Consider the following 15,942-nt stretch of genomic DNA (forward strand, 5'->3'; position numbering starts at 1 on the left):
ATGGACGCGAAATCGGTTACCGGCGCGTGGTCGTCTCGTCGACACGTAATCGGTTACCGACGGGCGTTCACTCACCGAACCCCGTAATCGGTTACGTGGGCACATCACCGACGCCCGTTCATTGCTGCTGCGAAAGCCGCGTAACCGCTCTCCTCACGCCGACCTCCTCAGGGCGATCGACGTGACGTGAGCGTGCACGCCACGGCTGTCGCTGTCGCGCTCAGTAGGGCTGCCGCGGCCATGGGCAGGAGCGGCACGTGGACGGTCGCCGACTGGGAGCCGCTGACCAGGCCGCTCACCGCCGCCTGCGCCGGGGAACCGCTCACCACCAGCGCCAGCAGGGCCGCCAGCAGCAGTGCGGGGACCGCGCGACCGGGCGAGCGCAGCACGGGCCAGGCGGTGAGCGCGCCCACGGCCGTGCCGAGCAGGGCGCAGGTCAGGACGGCGAGCAGTCCGGCGCCGGCGGCTTCCAGGACCGGTACGCGCTTGTCGTGGTCGCTGCCGACCGGGTCGCTGATGAGCGTGACCATCGCCGTCGCCGTCGTACCGAGCACGACGGCCGTGGTCAGCGCGACCAGGACACAGGCCAGGTGCGCCCGCCCCGGTCCGACCGCCGCCGCGACGACGGTGCGGGCGGCCGGGGGCTCGTTGCCGACGCAGATCCGCACCAGCCAGGCGGCGACGGGCAGCAGGAACGCCGCCGTGTAGCCGAGCGAGTCCAGCAGCGGCTGGCCTCCCTGCACGCCGACGCCCAGGAAGACGGCGTAGAGGAGGAACGGCGGCAGCCAGCGCTGCGAGCGCAGGAGCAGGGCGGTCTGATAGCGCAGGAGGGCGCTCATCGGTGGCGGCTCCCGTCTCGACGGACGCACACCACGTGCCACGGCGGGCGGGCGGTCAGCAGGGCGCGGAGCAGGACGTCGGAGTGCGAGGCGGGGACGGTGAGCCGGTGGGTGCGGTCGGCCGTCTCCTCGGTGGCGGTGGCCAGGCGGAGCGCTTCCGGTGGGAGGGGGGCGGTCGGACCGTGCACCTCGATGGTCATGTGCGGGCCCTCGGGGGCGGCGGTGGGTTCCGCCACGGTACGGCGGTGGAGGGTGCCGTCGCGGACCGTGTACTCGGCGTCCGCCCGGCCGGCGAGGCGGCGGGGGTCGTGGTCCACGAAGACGACGGCCGATCCGGCGGCGGTCCGCTCGGCGACGGCACGTTCGAGTTCGGCGCGCGCGTCGTCGTCGAGTCCGGTCCAGGCCTCGTCCAGGATCAGCAACTCCGGTTCGGCGAGGAGCGCTTGTGCCACGGCGACCTTCTGGCTGCTGCCCTTGGAGAGACGGCTCATCGAGGTGTGGGCGTGCGCGGTGGCCCCGAAACGGTCCAGCCAGTCGCCCGCGGCACGCTCGGCCGCCGTACGGGACAGGCCGTGGACCGCGCCGAGGTGGGTGAGGTAGCCGAGGGCGGTGAAGGGGAGGGCGACGGGGAAACGTTCGGGGACGTACGCGGTTCTCGGGGCGCCGGTGACCTTGCCCTCGGTCGGGGCGTCGATGCGGGCGAGCAGGCGGAGCAGGGTGGACTTCCCGGTGCCGTTGGGGCCCTCGATGCGGGTGAGAGTGGCGGGCGCCGGGTTCAGGTGCACGTCGCGGAACACCCAGGGGCCGCGCACGCCGTAGCGGCGGCCCACGGCCTCCAGCCGTAGCTCACGTGGCATGCGGACCGTCCTTTCACTCGCGGTTGCATGGATCTTCCACCTGGCAGACTGGAGGACGTGACCAGTGATCCGGCCGTTCCCGGCGACAGCCCCTTCCGTTCCGAGCGTTCGACACGGGACGAGGCTCCGCAGTTCGTCCTGCCTCTGGTGGTCCGTATCGAGCGTGCCGACCCGCCGGCGCGCACGGACGCGCTGGAGACTGCGGCGCGCGCCGTGCTGACCCTCCTCGCCGACGAGCGGGCGCTGGGCGAGGGCGAGTGGGCGGCGGATGTGCGTGACTGGCAGGACGCCAGGATCCGCAAGGTGGTGCGGCGGGCGCGGGGCGCCGAGTGGCGCCGGGCGGAGGCGCTGCCCGGCATCACGGTCACGGGCAAGGCGGCGGAAGTAAGGGTTTTCCCGCCTGTTCCGCTGGACGGCTGGCCCAAGGACCTGGCGAAGCTCCAGGTTTCCGGAACCGATCTCGAGGATCCGGAGCCGCCGGTCGACATCGACCCGACGGCTCCGGTGATCTGGCAGAATCCGGAGGTCGGCATGTCAGCGGGCAAGGCGATGGCGCAGGCCGGCCACGGCGCGCAGCTGGCCTGGTGGGAGCTGTCGGACACGGAGCGGACCGCCTGGCGCGAGGCGGGTTTTCCGCTCGCCGTGCGGACCGCGGATCCGCGACGGTGGCGTGAGCTGACGGAGAGCGGGCTGCCGTTGGTGCGGGACGCCGGGTTCACCGAGATCGCGCCGGGCAGTTGCACGGTGGTCGCCGACCACCCGGCCCTGCGGGCCCGCTAGACCCGTAGCGCCACAGCCCCGTAGTCCCGTAGTCCCGATCAGTCCGTCGTCCGCAGTCCCGGAGCTCACCGCAGCCCACCGCCCCGCCACGCCGGCCGACCCGGCCGACACCCCGCGGCTCCCCGACTCTCCGGGCCTCCGGACCGAACCTCAAATGTTGCTCTGAAGGAGGGTGACGGGCGGTTCGGGAGTCGGCGGCGGGGCCATACCACCGTCAGCACGCAGGGGGCACGAAGGAGGCGGGGACCATGAGGCGACTGGGGACGGGCATCGGCTGGCGGCCGGAGATCGCGGACGCGGTGGAGCACATGCCGGGCATCGACTGGGTCGAGGTCGTCGCCGAGAACGTGTGCCCCGGGCACCTGCCCGACTCGCTGCTCCGGCTGCGCGAGCGCGGGGTCAGCGTGATCCCGCACGGCGTCTCGCTCGGGCTGGGCGATGCGGAGCGGCCCGACGCGGGACGGCTGGCCGCGCTCGCCGAGCGGGCCGAGGCACTGGGTTCGCCGCTGGTCACCGAGCACATCGCGTTCGTCCGCGCGGGCGGTCCCCTGACGGCGTCCCCACGGCTCGAGGCCGGGCATCTGCTGCCGGTGCCGCGCACCCGCGACGCCCTCGACGTGCTGTGCGAGAACGTGCGCATCGCGCAGGACGCGTTGCCCGTGCCGCTCGCCGTCGAGAACATCGCCGCGCTCATCGCGTGGCCCTGCGAGGAGATGACCGAGGGACAGTTCCTGTACGAGCTGGCCGACCGCACGGGCGTACGGCTGCTCATCGACGTGGCCAACCTGCACACCAACCACCTCAACCGCGGCGAGGACCCTGCCAAGGCGCTCGCCGAACTGCCCCTGGAGGCCATCGCCTACGTCCATGTAGCAGGCGGTTTCGAGCGGGACGGCGTCTGGCACGACAGCCACGCCCACCCGGTGCCCCGGCCGGTCCTCGACATCCTCACCGACCTCGCGTCCCGGGTGTCGCCACCGGGGGTGCTGTTGGAGCGGGACGAGAACTTCCCCGAACCGACTGAGCTGGAACGGGAGTTGGGCACGATCAGGGCGGCCGTCGAAGCCGGCGAGCGGGAGGGTTCCCTCGCGCGAGCTTCTGCGACCACGGGGGAACACGACACGACGGAGACGGTGACGGGAACGGGGATCGGGACCAGGACCGCAACCGGGACCAAGACCAGGACCGCGACCGTTGACGAATCCGCCCCGGACGCCTCCGAGCCGGCCCCGACCGCGCTCGACGAGGCCACTCGTCAGCGTCTCGGCCTCGCGCAGGCGGCGTTGTTGTCCGCGCTGGTCGCCGGGACGCCGGTCCCCGAGGGTTTCGACCGGGTGCGACTCGGTGTACAGGCACGGGCGCTGGCGGCGAAGCGGGCGGACGTGGTGGCGAAGGTGGCTCCGGAACTGCCGCTGATCCTCGGCAGCGGTTACCGCACCGCGTTCATCGCATACGCCCAAGGCCACCCGATGCACGGCGGCTACCGGCAGGACGCCCTCGACTTCGCCGAGGAGACGCTCCTGGGAGGACGGCTGACGGAGGGCCGGGCCCGCCGCGAACTGCGGCGCTGGTGGCTGGACCGCTCGGGCCCCGCACCCAGGCCGAAGTCACGGCTGGGGCAGGTGGGACGAGTGGGGCGGACATTGATTCGACGATGAGGGAGCCGGTGCCGCGGGCGGCCCGAATGTGCCGGGGTTAACACCCCACGACCCACGACGCGCACTACAACCGTTCCCGTACCGTTCCTGCACCGTTTCCACAGTGTTTCTCCTGTTTTGGAGCCCGGTCGGTTCCTACCGTTTTGCCCGTCATGCTCCCGTTGCAACCGTTTGCCCCCGTACGGCAGTTGGCAGCGCAGGCGCAGTAATATGCCAGCCAGTCCCGCAACCGAAGCGCACTAGCGTGCAGTGCCGCGAGCAGGAGGCACCCATGCGGCCGCGACCCCCCATCCAGGGCAGAGGCATCTTCAGCGGAACCGGGCTCATCATCACGGGCCTGGCGGCGACCCTGGCGGCGCTGGTCTTCCCGATCTGGTCGTACGCCGACCGGTCGGGCACCGGAGTGGACGTACTGAACGCGCAGACCGTGTCGACGCAGTACGGGCCGTTGTCCGCGCTGGACCGGGAGTTCGTCACCAAGGTCCGGCTGGCGGGGCTGTGGGAGCTGCCCGCCGGTCAGCAGGCACAGACGAAGGGCACGACCGAGGCCGTACGGACGGCGGGCCGGCACCTGGTCGAGGGGCACACCTTCCTGGACGAGCGGGTGCGCACCGTCGCCTCCCAGCTGGGCCTGGCGCTGCCGAACGAGCCCAACGAGCAGCAGCAGGGCTGGCTGAGCGAGCTCGACGCGGCGCAGGGCGAGCAGTACGACTGGAAGTTCGCCAACATTCTGCGTCTCGCGCACGGACGGGTGTTCTCCGTCGTCGCCCAGGTGCGGGCCAGTACCCGCAACTCGCTGGTGCGCGAGCTCGCCGACGACGCCAACACCACTGTGCTGGACCACATCAAGATCCTGGAGGCCACCGGGTTCGTCGACTTCGACGCCCTCGCCCGGGACATGGCCGCCGGCAGCACGCCGCCGATCACCCGCTCCCCCGGCCCGCCGGGCCCGACGGCCGACCCCAGGTCGGCCGTGCCGGTGGCCCCGTCGGCGCACCCCACCTACACGCTGCCGCCGGCCGCGGCCAGCCCGCCGCCCGGCGACTGACACCGGTTGCGAAACCGTCTTCCGAGAGCCGGGCGGGGCAAGCGGAACGTCACATCCCCACAACGCTCGGTCCGGATGGTGAACAGGGCATGGTGTTTCTCGGTGCACATGGCATAGAAACGCGGCATGGTCTGGGTGCTTCTCCTGCTGCTGGCATGGGCCGTCGCGGGTGCGGCGTGCACACGGCTGTGCCTGGCCGCCGTACGGGCGGCGGCCGTCGACGAGCACGCGGGCCAGGGACATGACCTGACGCTCTACGAGGCGGCCTTCCTGTCCGGTGGTCCGGGCAGGGTCGCCGACCTGACCATGGTCTCCATGGCGCGGCAGCGGCGGCTGGTGCTCGCCCACACGGGCTGGGCGACCGTGGTGGACCCGCGCGGGCGGGACGAGATGGAGCGGTCGGTCATAGGGGCCATCGGGCCCGGCGGGCAGTCCCGTATCGCCCCGGCGCGGGCGGCTGCGGCCGCCGCGGACGCGGTGGGCGGCCTCGCCGACCGGTTGGTCCGCGCCGGTCTCGCGGTGCCCGACGGGGTCCGTACGACGGTCGCGGCCGGGGTGCGGCAGGTGCGGGCCGCCGCCGTGGTCGTCCTCGCGCTGGGCGCCACCGCACTGCTGATGCCCGCCACCCCGGACATGCCCCGCGACCTCGTCGCGCTCTGGTTCGCGCTGCCCCTGGCGCTCACGCTGAGCTGCCTCGCCATAGCGCGGGTGGAGGTGCATCCGTACTCGCGCTGGGCCTCCCCGGCCGGGCAGCGGCTGCTGGGCGCGCTGGCGCGGCGCACCGGCGGCCCGGGGGACGACCGTACCTGTCTGACCTCCGTCGCCGTACGCGGGATCCGCGCGGTGGGCGAGCCGGACCTGCGGGCGGCCTTCGCTCATCGTGAGCGGTACGGGCGGGACTGAGGCGGGGCGCGCTCGACCACCGGGGGGCGCACAAGGGGCATTGGCGCCGACACCCGCCGATGGTGCTTGCCTTCCCCCACGGTCGAACCAACCATCCCTTTTGTCGCCGCCGTGCACCGAAGGGACACCCGATGAGAGCCGCCGCCCTCCACTCGGCCGCAGGAGCCCTCCTGCTGACCGTCCTCTCCGCCGTCCCGGCGGGCGGCGCCCCGAAGACCGGCGGCCTGTCCGGCTCGCCCGGTGTCGCGCTGACCGCCGCGCGGGCCGCGGCGAAGGGTGTCGACTTCGGGAAGTGCTCCAAGGCGCAGGACCTGCCCGGCAGCATGCAGTGCGGCACGGTCTCCGTCCCGCTCGACTACGCGGCCCCGAACGGCAAGCAGATCGAGCTCACCGTCAGCCGGGTGCGGGCCACCCACCGGGACCCGCACAACAGCAAGCGCCGGGTGCCCCGGCAGGGCGCGCTCGTCTTCAACCCGGGCGGTCCCGGCGGCTCGGGCCTGTACTTCCCGCTGATCGGGCTGCTGCCGGAGTGGAAGCGCATCGGGGCGGCCTACGACCTCGTCGGCTACGAGCCGCGCGGGGTCGGCCGGTCGGCGCCGCTGTCCTGCCAGGATCCCAAGCGCTTCTTCAAGGGCCCCGCGCCCGCCCCTGACCACCCTTCGGAGTCGTACAAGCGGGAGCGCATCGCGCAGGCGAAGGCGTACGCACAAGGCTGCGCGAAGCGGTCGGGCAGCGCCCTGCGGCACTACAACTCGCTCAACAACGCCCGCGACCTGGACGTGCTGCGCGCCGCGCTCGGCGAGGAGCGGCTCACGTTCATGGGGGCGTCGTACGGCACCTACTTCGGTGCGGTCTACGCGACGCTGTTCCCCTCCCACGTGCGGCGGATGGTGTTCGACGCGGCCGTGAACCCGGACCCGGCGCAGATCTGGTACCGCAACAACCTCGACCAGTCGGCGGCGTTCGAGAGCCGCTGGACGGACTTCCGGGAGTGGATCGCGAGGCACGACGACGTGTACGGCCTGGGCGGCACGGCGGAGGCGGTGCTGACCAGCTACGAGCGGGCGCGCGCCCGGCTGGCCGCGGAGCCGGCCGGCGGGAAGGTGGGGCCGGGACAGCTCCAGGGCGCGTTCCTGCAGGCCGGGTACTACGACGACTACTGGCCCGCCCGGGCGCAGGCCCTGTCGGAGTACCTGAAGGGTGATCCCAAGCAGTTGATCGCGCAGGCCGGGCCGGTGCGGGAGGCGGTCGCGGAGGCGGAGAACGCCAATGCCGTGTACACGGCCGTGGAGTGCAACGACGCGTCCTGGCCGACGGACTGGAGGGTCTGGGACCGCGACAACACGCGGCTGGCGCGCGTCGCGCCGTTCGAGACGTGGGACAACGTGTGGGCGAACCTGCCGTGCGCGTACTGGCCGGCGCCCCGGCAGCGGCCGGTCGACGTGCGAACCGGTCCGGGCGAGCTGCCGCCGACGCTGATCCTGGCCGCCGAGCGGGACGCGGCGGCGCCCTATGCCGGGGCGCTGGAGATGCACCGGCGGCTGACGGGCTCGGTGCTGGTGACCGAGCGGGACGCCGGCACGCACGGCATCGCGGGCGGCCCGAACCGGTGCGTCAACGGCCACCTGGACGCGTACCTGCTGGAGGGCAGGCTCCCGGTGCGGCGCGCGGCCTGCGCACCGCACCCGGAACCCGAGCCGGCGGTCGCTCCCGCGGAGCGCACCGCCCGGCCGGGGCGCTGATCAGGCGAGGCCCGCGACGAGCTCCGTGAGGTCCTTGCGGCGGCCCGTGTAGAACGGGACCTCCTCGCGGACGTGCATACGGGCCTCCGAGGCGCGCAGGTGGCGCATGAGGTCGACGATGCGGTACAGCTCGTCGGCCTCGAAGGCCAGGAGCCACTCGTAGTCGCCCAGCGAGAACGAGGCGACGGTGTTGGCGCGGACGTCCGGGTAGCCGCGGGCCATCTTGCCGTGGTCGGCGAGCATACGGCGACGGTCCTCGTCGGGCAGCAGGTACCAGTCGTAGGAGCGCACGAAGGGGTAGACGCTCACGTAGTTGCAGGGCGTCTCGTCGGCGAGGAACGCCGGGATGTGCGAGCGGTTGAACTCGGCGGGGCGGTGCAGCGCCATGTTCGACCAGACCGGCTCCAGGGCGCGACCCAGCTTCGTACGGCGGAAGAGGTTGTACGCCTCCTGGAGCTGGTCGGCGGTCTCGGCGTGCCACCAGATCATGACGTCGGCGTCGGCGCGCAGGCCGGACACGTCGTAGGTGCCGCGGATCGTCACGTCCTTGGCGGCGAGCTGGTCGAACAGCTCCTGGACCTCTTCGGCGTAACCCGCGCGGTCCTCGGGCAGCACGTCCTTCAGCTTGAAGACGGACCACAGCGTGTAGCGGATGACCTCGTTGAGGTCCTTGGCCAGCTTGCCCTTGTTCGGGACCCTGCCGGACTCGGTGGTGGGGGCGTCGTCACTCATGGCTCTCATTCTCCCGCTCCGCCGTGCAGACTCTGCACCGGGTGTGCCGCGAGCTCCCGTGCGGCGCTCAGGTCGCCGCCGAGCTGGTCGACCGCCGCGTACGCGCTCGCGATGCAGGCCGGGATGCCCACGCCGTCGTACGGTGCACCGCAGACCGCGAGGCCGGGGAGTTCGGCGACGTGCTCGCGGATGCGGGCCACGCGCGCGTAGTGGCCGACCGGGTACTGCGGCAGGCCGTCCGTCCAGCGGGTGACGCGGGTTTCGAGGGGCTTGGCGTCCAGGCCCGTGGCCGCGCGCAGGTCGTGCCGGGAGACGTCGACGAGGTCGGCGTCCTCGCGGCCCAGGATCTCCGTCTCGCCGTAGCGCCCCACGGAGGTGCGCAGCACGACCGTGTCCGGGTCCTCGTCGGCGATCCAGCCCCACTTCCGGGAGGAGAAGGTGGACGCCTTGATGGTGCGTCCGTCGACCGGCGGGACGAGGAAACCGCTGCCGTCGGGCAGGGCGTCGGCGGTGTCGGCGCGCCGGTAGGCGAGGGTGACCAGGGCCATGGAGGCGTACTCCACCGTGCGCAGTGCGGCGGCGGCCCCGGGGGACTCGGCGGCCAGCAGCGCGGCGGCGGCCGGCGCGGGCACGGCGACGACCACGGCGTCGGCGTGCAGCACCCGCTCCCCCGCGGTGACCTGCCAGCCCCCGCCGGACGCGCGGCGCAGTCCGGTCACGGGTACGCGCGTGTGGATCTCGCCGCCGCGCGCCCGAACGGACTCGGCGACCGCGAGCGGCAGGGAGCCCACACCACCTTCGAGGCCCATGAACACCGGGCCGGTCTGCTGGCCGGCGGCGGCTTTGGCCTGGATCTCGCGGACGGCCTCCGTCAGCGAGGTGTGGGTGAGTGCCGCCTGGTAGAGCTGCGGGACGGCGGAGCGCATCGAGATCCGGTAGGCGTCACCGGCGTACACCCCGCCGAGGAGCGGTTCGACGATGCGGTCGACGACCTCGCGGCCCAGGCGCGCCGCGACGTACTCTCCGACGGCCACGTCGTCCCCGACCTCGGTGCGGGGCAGGTCGGCGTCGCGCTCGATCCGGGCGAGCCCCTCGTCGGAGAGGACTCCGGCGAGGGCGGTCGCCGTGCCGGGCACGCCCATGACGTGGCCCTTGGGCATGGGGCGCAGCGCGCCGCGGGTCCAGATCGAGGCCGTCGCGGTGGCCGGCGGCCGGAGGCGGTCGGAGAGGCCCACCTCGCGCGCGAGGGCGACCGCCTCGGGCCGGCGGGCCAGCATCGACTCGGCGCCGAAGTCCACGCGCACGCCCGCGATCCCGCCGGGCAGCAGCTTGCCTCCCACCCGGTCGGAGGCCTCGAGGACGGTGACCCGCGCCCCGCGCCGCAGCAGCCGGTGGGCGGCGGCCAGCCCGGCGATCCCGGCTCCGACGACGACGACGTGCTGCCCCGTGCCCGTACCCGTTGAGCTCATGCGTCCACTCTCTCAGACCCCACTGACAGCCCCGTCGCGGCCCGGTGTCCTCCCCGCGTCCCGACCGTGACCTGTTCGGAACCGATCCGCGCCAACGTTCCGGCCCGCCCGGGCGTCGAAGGAGCGTCAAAAGTCGTCACCGTCTCGGGGGTACACCCACATGCGCACTCGACATTCCGCAGGACGCTCCGTACGGCGTTCCGCTCGGCCCTCCCACGCCCTGGCCGGGATCCTGCTGGCCGCGGCCCTCGCACTCACCGGATGCAGCGGCGCCGCCGACTCGGGCTCGAACAGCACGGCCGACAAGGCCGCCGTCGGGGAGGCCGGCGCCGGTGACGTGGACGCCGCGCAGGACGCGAAGGAGGGGGCGGGCGCGAGCGGCTCGAAGGCCACCTCCGCACCCGATCTCACCGCCAACCGCATCATCCGCACCGCCTCCCTTACCGTGCAGGTCAAGGACGTGCCGAAGGCCCTGGACGAGGCTCGCGCGACCACCGAGAACGCGGGCGGCTACATCGGCGACGAGACGACCGTCCGGGACGAGGACGGCGCCGAGCGGACCCGCGTGGTGCTGCGCGTGCCCGTCGAGAAGTACGACGACGTCCTCGCCGCTCTGCAGGGCGCGGGCAAGCTCCTGGAGCGCACGGCGAAGGCCCAGGACGTCACCGACCAGGTCGTCGACGTCGAGAGCCGCATCACCTCGCAGCGCGCCAGCGTCGCCCGGGTCCGCGAGCTGATGGACCGGGCCACCAAGCTGAGCGACGTGGTCACCCTGGAGGGCGAGTTGAGCAGCCGGGAGTCCGACCTGGAGGCGCTGCTCGCCCAGCAGGCGTCCCTGAAGGACCGCACGAGCCTGGCGACCGTCACGCTGACCCTGTCGGAGAAGCCGGTCGTCCCGGCCGCCGAGGACGACGATCCCGGCTTCGTGGACGCGCTGGCGGGCGGCTGGGACGCGTTCGTGACGATGCTGCGCTGGATCGCCGTCGTGTTCGGCGCGGCGCTGCCGTTCCTCGCGGTGGGTGTCCTGCTCCTGCTGGCGTGGCTGCGGCTGGTGCGACCGCGCCGGAGGGCGGCGGAGGCGAGCTGGGCCCGGTTGGGCGTGCCCGGACAGACCGGGGCCGCCCAGGCGGAGGCCGGGCAGACGGGAGCCGCGCAGGCGGAGGCCAGGCAGGCGGAGGCCGGGACGGGCGAGCCCGAGCAGCGCTGAACTGCGAGTCCCCCGTAGCGTGTTCGTATGAGCATCGAGCGACTGGTGGTGATCGGCGGGGACGCCGCGGGCATGTCCGCGGCGTCCCAGGCCCGCCGTCTGAAGGGCCCCGGGGAGCTGGAGATCGTGGCCTTCGAGCGCGGCCACTTCACGTCCTTCTCGGCGTGCGGCATCCCGTACTGGGTGGGCGGTGACGTCACCGGGCGGGACGACCTGATCGCCCGCACGCCCGAGGAACACCGCGCGCGGGGGATCGACCTGCGGCTGCGCACGGAGGTCACGGAGATCGACGTCGCGGGGCGGCGGGTACGCGCGCGTGCGCTGGATTCCGGGGCCCGGTCCTGGACGTCGTACGACAAGCTCGTCATCGCGACCGGGGCCCGCCCTATCCGTCCGGACCTGCCGGGCATGGACGCGGAGGGCGTGCACGGGGTGCAGACCCTGGACGACGGGCAGGCGCTGATCGACACGCTGGCACGCGCGCGGGGGAAGCGGGCGGTGGTCGTGGGGGCGGGCTACATCGGCGTGGAGATGGCCGAGGCGCTCATCAAGCGCGGCTACGAGGTGACGGTCGTCAACCGGGGCAGCGAGCCGATGTCGACCCTGGACCCGGACATGGGGCGGCTGGTGCGGCGGGCCATGGAGGGCCTCGGCATCACCATGGTGAACGACTCCGAGGTCACCGCGCTGCGCACCGCCGAGGACGGTCGCGTACGGGCGGTGGTCACCGAGGACGCCGAGTATCCGGCGGACGTGGTGGTGCTGGGCATCGGGGTCCGCCCGGAGACCGGTCTCGCGAAGGCCGCGGGCCTGCCCCTGGGCACGCACGGCGGGCTCCTCACGGACCTGGCGATGCGGGTGCGCGGGCCCCTCGCCGACGGGACCGTCTGGGCCGGCGGTGACTGCGTCGAGGTCCTGGACCTCGTCTCCGGCCAGGAGCGCCACATCGCCCTGGGCACCCATGCGAACAAGCACGGCCAGGTCATCGGCACCAACGTCGGGGGCGGGTACGCCACGTTCCCCGGCGTGGTCGGCACGGCCGTCAGCAAGGTGTGCGATCTGGAGATCGCCCGCACGGGGCTCCGTGAGAAGGACGCCCGTCGCGTCGGCCTCCGGTTCGAAGCGGTCACCATCGAGTCGACCAGCCGGGCCGGCTACTACCCCGGGGCCTCCCCCATGACGGTCAAGATGCTCGCCGAGCGAAGGACGGGCCGTCTGCTGGGCCTGCAGATCGTCGGGCGGGAGGGCGCGGGCAAACGCGTCGACATCGCGGCGGTGGCGTTGACGGCCGGGATGACGGTGGAACAGATGACGGCCCTGGACCTCGGGTACGCGCCGCCGTTCTCACCGGTGTGGGATCCCGTACTGGTGGCGGCGAGGAAGGCCTCGGCGAAGGTTCGCGGCCTCTAGCCGGGCCCGGCGTCGGGGCGACCGGCCCGAGCGGCGCGGGGAGCCGCGCCACCGGCCCCCGCGCACCCGGATCTCGCGCACCCGGACCCCGCAACGTTGCTCAACCGGATCCCGCAACGCTGTTCAAGCGGTTCCACTCAGTCGCGGCAGCGCGGAGACCGCCGCCGCGGCCGGCTGCTCCGCGGGCTTCGCGTGTGCCGCGGGTGCAGGCCGCGACCGCAGACGGCTGCTGACAGCCTCGTCCAGCGTCACCGGCCGCTGCATCTGCGCGGCAAGCCGCCCGGCCTCCTGGCCGAGCCGTGCCACGTCCTCCCAGGGCAACCGGATCACCAGGGAGATCTCCGCCTCGCCGTCGGGAGTGGCATGCATGGGGGGAGTTACTCGGTCGTTCATCGCCTGTTCCTCACGTCGTCCCCGCGGCCCGCCTTCCTCGTGCCGCGAGCAGTTGACGGTTCATACGCGCCCGTGGGGATCCCCGTTCACCGGTTCGCCGAACGGATCGGGGGCAGAACTTCCTTGTGGTCATCCCCGTCCATGACGTGAATCCCGTACGCCGCACGCCGGTGGTGACGTACGCCCTCATCGCGGCGAACGTCTTCGTCTTCCTGTTCATGCCCGGCCTGTCCGGCTCCACGGCCGGCGACAGCAGCCTGGCCCAGACGTGTCATCTGCACGCCTTTCTGGAGCACTACGCCGCCGTACCCAGGGAGTTGATCCACCATCAGCTCCCCCAGCTCGTCCCCACCGGCGACGTGCGGGGCGCGGGCTGTGTGCTGGCCCCGCCGGGCTACGAGAAGTCGCCCGCGCTGAGCGTGCTGAGCGCGATGTTCCTGCACGGCGGCTGGCTGCACCTGTTGGGCAACATGCTGTTCCTGCTGATCTTCGGCAACAACATCGAGGACCGCATGGGGCACGTCCGCTTCGCGCTCTTCTACGTCGCGTGCGGGTACGCGGCGTCGTACGGTTTCGCCCTGCTCAACGCCGACTCGACCGATCCGCTGATCGGCGCTTCGGGGGCGATCGCCGGGGTGCTGGGCGCCTATCTGGTGCTGTACCCGAAGGCCAGGGTGTGGGTGCTCGTGCCGTTTCTGGTGTTTCTGCCGTTGCGGCTGCCGGCCTGGCTGGTACTGGGCTTCTGGTTCGTGCTCCAGGCGGTGTACTCCTCCGGGGAGGGCGTCTCCGGCGCCGGCACCGTGGCGTACGCGGCGCACGTCGTCGGCTTCCTCGCCGGCATGGTGCTGGCCTGGCCGCTCAAGCCGGGCACGCCCCCGCCGCCGGAGCCGCGCGGTCTGCTGTTCGGCAGACGGGCGCGCCCCCGGCACACCTGGTGAGAGGGGTCAGCGGGCGGTCTGCGTGTGGACGTACTCGACGAGGCGGGTGAGCGCGTCCGGGTCGGTGGACGGCATGACGCCGTGGCCGAGGTTGAAGACGTGGCCCTCGAGGCCGGCGGCCGTGTCGAGGACCTCGCGGGTCTTGGCCTCGACGGCCTCGGTGCCGGCGAACAGGACGGTCGGGTCGAGGTTGCCCTGGAGCGCCTTGCCGGGGCCGACCCGGCGGGCGGCCTCGTCGAGCGGGACACGCCAGTCGACGCCGACGACGTCCGCCCCGGCCTCGCCCATCAGCTGGAGCAGCTCGCCGGTGCCCACTCCGAAGTGGATGCGCGGGACGCCGTACCCCTCGACCGCGCGGAAGACCTTCGCGGAGGCGGGCAGCACCGAGCGGCGGTAGTCGGTCGGGGCGAGCGCGCCGGCCCAGGAGTCGAAGAGCTGGACGGCGCTGGCGCCGGCCTCGATCTGCACCTTCAGGAAGGCGGCGGTGATGTCCGCGAGGCGGTCGAGCAGGTCGGCCCAGAGCTCGGGGTCGCCGTACATCATCGCCTTGGCGTTCTCGTACGTGCGGGACGGACCGCCCTCGACGAGGTAGCTCGCGAGGGTGAAAGGAGCGCCCGCGAAACCGATGAGGGGGGTGGCGCCGAGTTCGGCGGTCAGCAGACCGATGGCCTCGGTGACGTAGGAGACGTCCTCGGGGGTGAGGTCGCGCAGCTGGGCGAGGTCGGCGCGGGTGCGGATCGGGCGCTCGACGACCGGGCCGACGCCCGGCTTGATGTCGAGGTCGATACCGATGGCCTTGAGCGGGACGACGATGTCGCTGAAGTAGATCGCCGCGTCCACGTCGTGCCGGCGCACCGGCTGGAGGGTGATCTCGGTGACCAGGTCGGGCCGCATGCAGGAGTCGAGCATGGCAACGCCCTCGCGGACCTTGCGGTACTCCGGCAGCGACCGCCCGGCCTGCCGCATGAACCACACGGGCGTGTGCGGCACCGGTTCACGCCGGCACGCCTTCAGGAAGGCACTGTCGTAGGTCGCTGTCGGCTTGCGGCCCGCCGGGCTCTCGTTCGCACTCACGACGGCAAGTCTCGCACGGCGCCGGAGGCCGTGAGGCCGCCCCCTGCCGCGCCCACGCCCTGCCCGTCCCCCGCCTCTGCCGCGTGCCTCGGCCGTGCGCGGTCCGTGCGCCTGTTCGCCCAGCGCGCACCCGTCCGCGAGCCCCGCACGGGTGTCTTGCCCTGCGCGAAGGCCCCGTTCCCCTTAATCTTCCCCGCATGGCTGCGGCTCAGGGACGACTGTCGGACGGCGCTGGCGGGATGGATGACACGAACGAGGGGGACCCGGATGGGACCAGGTCGGCTCCACCGCCGTTCCGGGCGGCCGTCGACCAGCTGAGGGCGGCCCGGCTGCGGCCGCAGATCGAGGCGGAGCCGACACCGGCCCCGAAGCGGCTCGCCCCGTTCGCCTACGCGCTGGAGGCGACGGTCGTGGACGGCGACCAGGACCTGGCCGACGGCCGGCTGGTGCTGCTGCACGACCCGGCCGGGCACGACGCCTGGCGCGGAACGTTTCGGCTGGTGACCCTGGTCCGGGCCGAACTGGAGCCGGAGATGGCCGCGGACCCGCTGCTGCCGGAGGTGTGCTGGTCGTGGCTGACCGGCGCGCTCCAGGCACGCGGGCTGACGTACGGCGAGCCGAGCGGGACCGTCACGCGGGCGAGTTCGCACTACTTCGGCGGGCTGGCGGAGCGCCCGGCGACCTCGCAGATCGAGATCAGGGCCTCCTGGACACCGCGCGAGGGGCTGGGCGGGGTCCCGGAGGCGGGGGCGCACCTGGCGGCCTGGTGCGATCTGCTGGCGCAGGTGGCGGGGCTGCCGCCGGCCGGTCCGGGGGACGCGTCGGTGGTGACGCTGCCGCAGCGCAGGGGGCCTCAGTCACGTTGACCATCTCTTTGTCGATACGGCCATTT

15 protein-coding genes are annotated in these 15,942 nt (G+C 73.0%); 9 read left to right on the plus strand and 6 right to left on the minus strand.

What is annotated here, in order from left to right; translation table 11 throughout:
- Window positions 1-167 precede the first annotated feature (167 nt).
- Both OHU34_RS10570 and OHU34_RS10575 read right to left on the minus strand, forming a co-directional pair.
- A complete protein-coding gene (locus tag OHU34_RS10570; protein ID WP_230194374.1) occupies window positions 168-839 on the minus strand; it encodes an ABC transporter in 672 nt (223 codons plus the stop codon).
- The gene (locus OHU34_RS10575) at window positions 836-1,696 is read right to left on the minus strand and encodes an ATP-binding cassette domain-containing protein (protein ID WP_405766013.1); all 861 of its coding nucleotides are present in this window, start codon (window positions 1,694-1,696) and stop codon (window positions 836-838) included. The genes OHU34_RS10570 and OHU34_RS10575 overlap by 4 nt, the downstream gene beginning before the upstream one ends.
- 27 nt (window positions 1,697-1,723) lie before the next feature.
- Here OHU34_RS10575 and OHU34_RS10580 point away from each other — a divergent pair, with 27 nt between their 5' ends.
- From OHU34_RS10580 to OHU34_RS10600, 5 genes are all read left to right on the plus strand, one after another.
- Window positions 1,724-2,476, plus strand: a complete 753-nt coding sequence (locus tag OHU34_RS10580) for a peptidyl-tRNA hydrolase (protein ID WP_142266643.1) — start codon at window positions 1,724-1,726, stop codon at window positions 2,474-2,476.
- Between the two features lie 248 nt (window positions 2,477-2,724).
- Window positions 2,725-4,134, plus strand: a complete 1,410-nt coding sequence (locus OHU34_RS10585) for a DUF692 domain-containing protein (RefSeq protein ID WP_405766015.1) — start codon at window positions 2,725-2,727, stop codon at window positions 4,132-4,134.
- 271 nt (window positions 4,135-4,405) lie between these two features.
- Window positions 4,406-5,182, plus strand: a complete 777-nt coding sequence (locus OHU34_RS10590) for a DUF4142 domain-containing protein (protein ID WP_142266641.1) — start codon at window positions 4,406-4,408, stop codon at window positions 5,180-5,182.
- Between the two features lie 126 nt (window positions 5,183-5,308).
- Window positions 5,309-6,085 (plus strand): TIGR04222 domain-containing membrane protein, encoded by a 777-nt coding sequence (locus OHU34_RS10595; protein WP_142266640.1) that lies wholly within the window; start codon window positions 5,309-5,311, stop codon window positions 6,083-6,085.
- Window positions 6,086-6,216: 131 nt separating this feature from the next.
- Window positions 6,217-7,827 carry an alpha/beta hydrolase gene (locus tag OHU34_RS10600; RefSeq protein ID WP_142266639.1) on the plus strand — a complete coding sequence of 537 codons (1,611 nt, stop codon included), beginning with the start codon at window positions 6,217-6,219 and terminating at the stop codon, window positions 7,825-7,827.
- On the opposite strand, the gene hemQ is transcribed toward OHU34_RS10600, so the two are convergent.
- On the minus strand, window positions 7,828-8,559 hold the full coding sequence (gene hemQ, locus OHU34_RS10605; RefSeq protein ID WP_405766019.1) for a hydrogen peroxide-dependent heme synthase: 732 nt from the start codon (window positions 8,557-8,559) through the stop codon (window positions 7,828-7,830).
- 5 nt (window positions 8,560-8,564) lie between these two features.
- A complete protein-coding gene (gene hemG / locus OHU34_RS10610) occupies window positions 8,565-10,028 on the minus strand; it encodes a protoporphyrinogen oxidase (RefSeq protein ID WP_405766021.1) in 1,464 nt (487 codons plus the stop codon).
- Window positions 10,029-10,188: 160 nt separating this feature from the next.
- Here hemG and OHU34_RS10615 point away from each other — a divergent pair, with 160 nt between their 5' ends.
- A complete protein-coding gene (locus tag OHU34_RS10615; RefSeq protein ID WP_405766024.1) occupies window positions 10,189-11,235 on the plus strand; it encodes a DUF4349 domain-containing protein in 1,047 nt (348 codons plus the stop codon).
- A gap of 27 nt (window positions 11,236-11,262) precedes the next feature.
- On the plus strand, window positions 11,263-12,645 hold the full coding sequence (locus tag OHU34_RS10620) for an FAD-dependent oxidoreductase (protein ID WP_230194379.1): 1,383 nt from the start codon (window positions 11,263-11,265) through the stop codon (window positions 12,643-12,645).
- 123 nt (window positions 12,646-12,768) lie between these two features.
- On the opposite strand, the gene OHU34_RS10625 is transcribed toward OHU34_RS10620, so the two are convergent.
- Window positions 12,769-13,038 (minus strand): hypothetical protein, encoded by a 270-nt coding sequence (locus OHU34_RS10625; RefSeq protein ID WP_028806059.1) that lies wholly within the window; start codon window positions 13,036-13,038, stop codon window positions 12,769-12,771.
- 125 nt (window positions 13,039-13,163) lie between these two features.
- Here OHU34_RS10625 and OHU34_RS10630 point away from each other — a divergent pair, with 125 nt between their 5' ends.
- Window positions 13,164-13,976 carry a rhomboid family intramembrane serine protease gene (locus OHU34_RS10630; RefSeq protein ID WP_142266634.1) on the plus strand — a complete coding sequence of 271 codons (813 nt, stop codon included), beginning with the start codon at window positions 13,164-13,166 and terminating at the stop codon, window positions 13,974-13,976.
- 6 nt (window positions 13,977-13,982) lie between these two features.
- Here OHU34_RS10630 and hemE read toward each other — a convergent pair whose 3' ends face one another.
- The gene (gene hemE / locus OHU34_RS10635) at window positions 13,983-15,050 is read right to left on the minus strand and encodes a uroporphyrinogen decarboxylase (protein ID WP_142266633.1); all 1,068 of its coding nucleotides are present in this window, start codon (window positions 15,048-15,050) and stop codon (window positions 13,983-13,985) included.
- Between the two features lie 239 nt (window positions 15,051-15,289).
- Here hemE and OHU34_RS10640 point away from each other — a divergent pair, with 239 nt between their 5' ends.
- Window positions 15,290-15,916 (plus strand): DUF3000 domain-containing protein, encoded by a 627-nt coding sequence (locus tag OHU34_RS10640; RefSeq protein WP_020125229.1) that lies wholly within the window; start codon window positions 15,290-15,292, stop codon window positions 15,914-15,916.
- The last annotated feature ends 26 nt before the right edge of the window (window positions 15,917-15,942 follow it).

Origin of the sequence: Streptomyces sp. NBC_00080 (genome assembly GCF_045041255.1) — a bacterium.
GTDB lineage: Bacteria > Actinomycetota > Actinomycetes > Streptomycetales > Streptomycetaceae > Streptomyces > Streptomyces coriariae.

Bases quoted from the DNA above. Each gene is read 5' to 3' on its own strand.
- OHU34_RS10570 (WP_230194374.1), bottom strand. From the start codon at position 839: ATGAGCGCCCTCCTGCGCTATCAGACCGCCCTGCTCCTGCGCTCGCAG.
- OHU34_RS10575 (WP_405766013.1), bottom strand. From the start codon at position 1,696: ATGCCACGTGAGCTACGGCTGGAGGCCGTGGGCCGCCGCTACGGCGTG.
- OHU34_RS10580 (WP_142266643.1), top strand. From the start codon at position 1,724: ATGGATCTTCCACCTGGCAGACTGGAGGACGTGACCAGTGATCCGGCC.
- OHU34_RS10585 (WP_405766015.1), top strand. From the start codon at position 2,725: ATGAGGCGACTGGGGACGGGCATCGGCTGGCGGCCGGAGATCGCGGAC.
- OHU34_RS10590 (WP_142266641.1), top strand. From the start codon at position 4,406: ATGCGGCCGCGACCCCCCATCCAGGGCAGAGGCATCTTCAGCGGAACC.
- OHU34_RS10595 (WP_142266640.1), top strand. From the start codon at position 5,309: ATGGTCTGGGTGCTTCTCCTGCTGCTGGCATGGGCCGTCGCGGGTGCG.
- OHU34_RS10600 (WP_142266639.1), top strand. From the start codon at position 6,217: ATGAGAGCCGCCGCCCTCCACTCGGCCGCAGGAGCCCTCCTGCTGACC.
- hemQ (WP_405766019.1), bottom strand. From the start codon at position 8,559: ATGAGTGACGACGCCCCCACCACCGAGTCCGGCAGGGTCCCGAACAAG.
- hemG (WP_405766021.1), bottom strand. From the start codon at position 10,028: ATGAGCTCAACGGGTACGGGCACGGGGCAGCACGTCGTCGTCGTCGGA.
- OHU34_RS10615 (WP_405766024.1), top strand. From the start codon at position 10,189: ATGCGCACTCGACATTCCGCAGGACGCTCCGTACGGCGTTCCGCTCGG.
- OHU34_RS10620 (WP_230194379.1), top strand. From the start codon at position 11,263: ATGAGCATCGAGCGACTGGTGGTGATCGGCGGGGACGCCGCGGGCATG.
- OHU34_RS10625 (WP_028806059.1), bottom strand. From the start codon at position 13,038: ATGAACGACCGAGTAACTCCCCCCATGCATGCCACTCCCGACGGCGAG.
- OHU34_RS10640 (WP_020125229.1), top strand. From the start codon at position 15,290: ATGGATGACACGAACGAGGGGGACCCGGATGGGACCAGGTCGGCTCCA.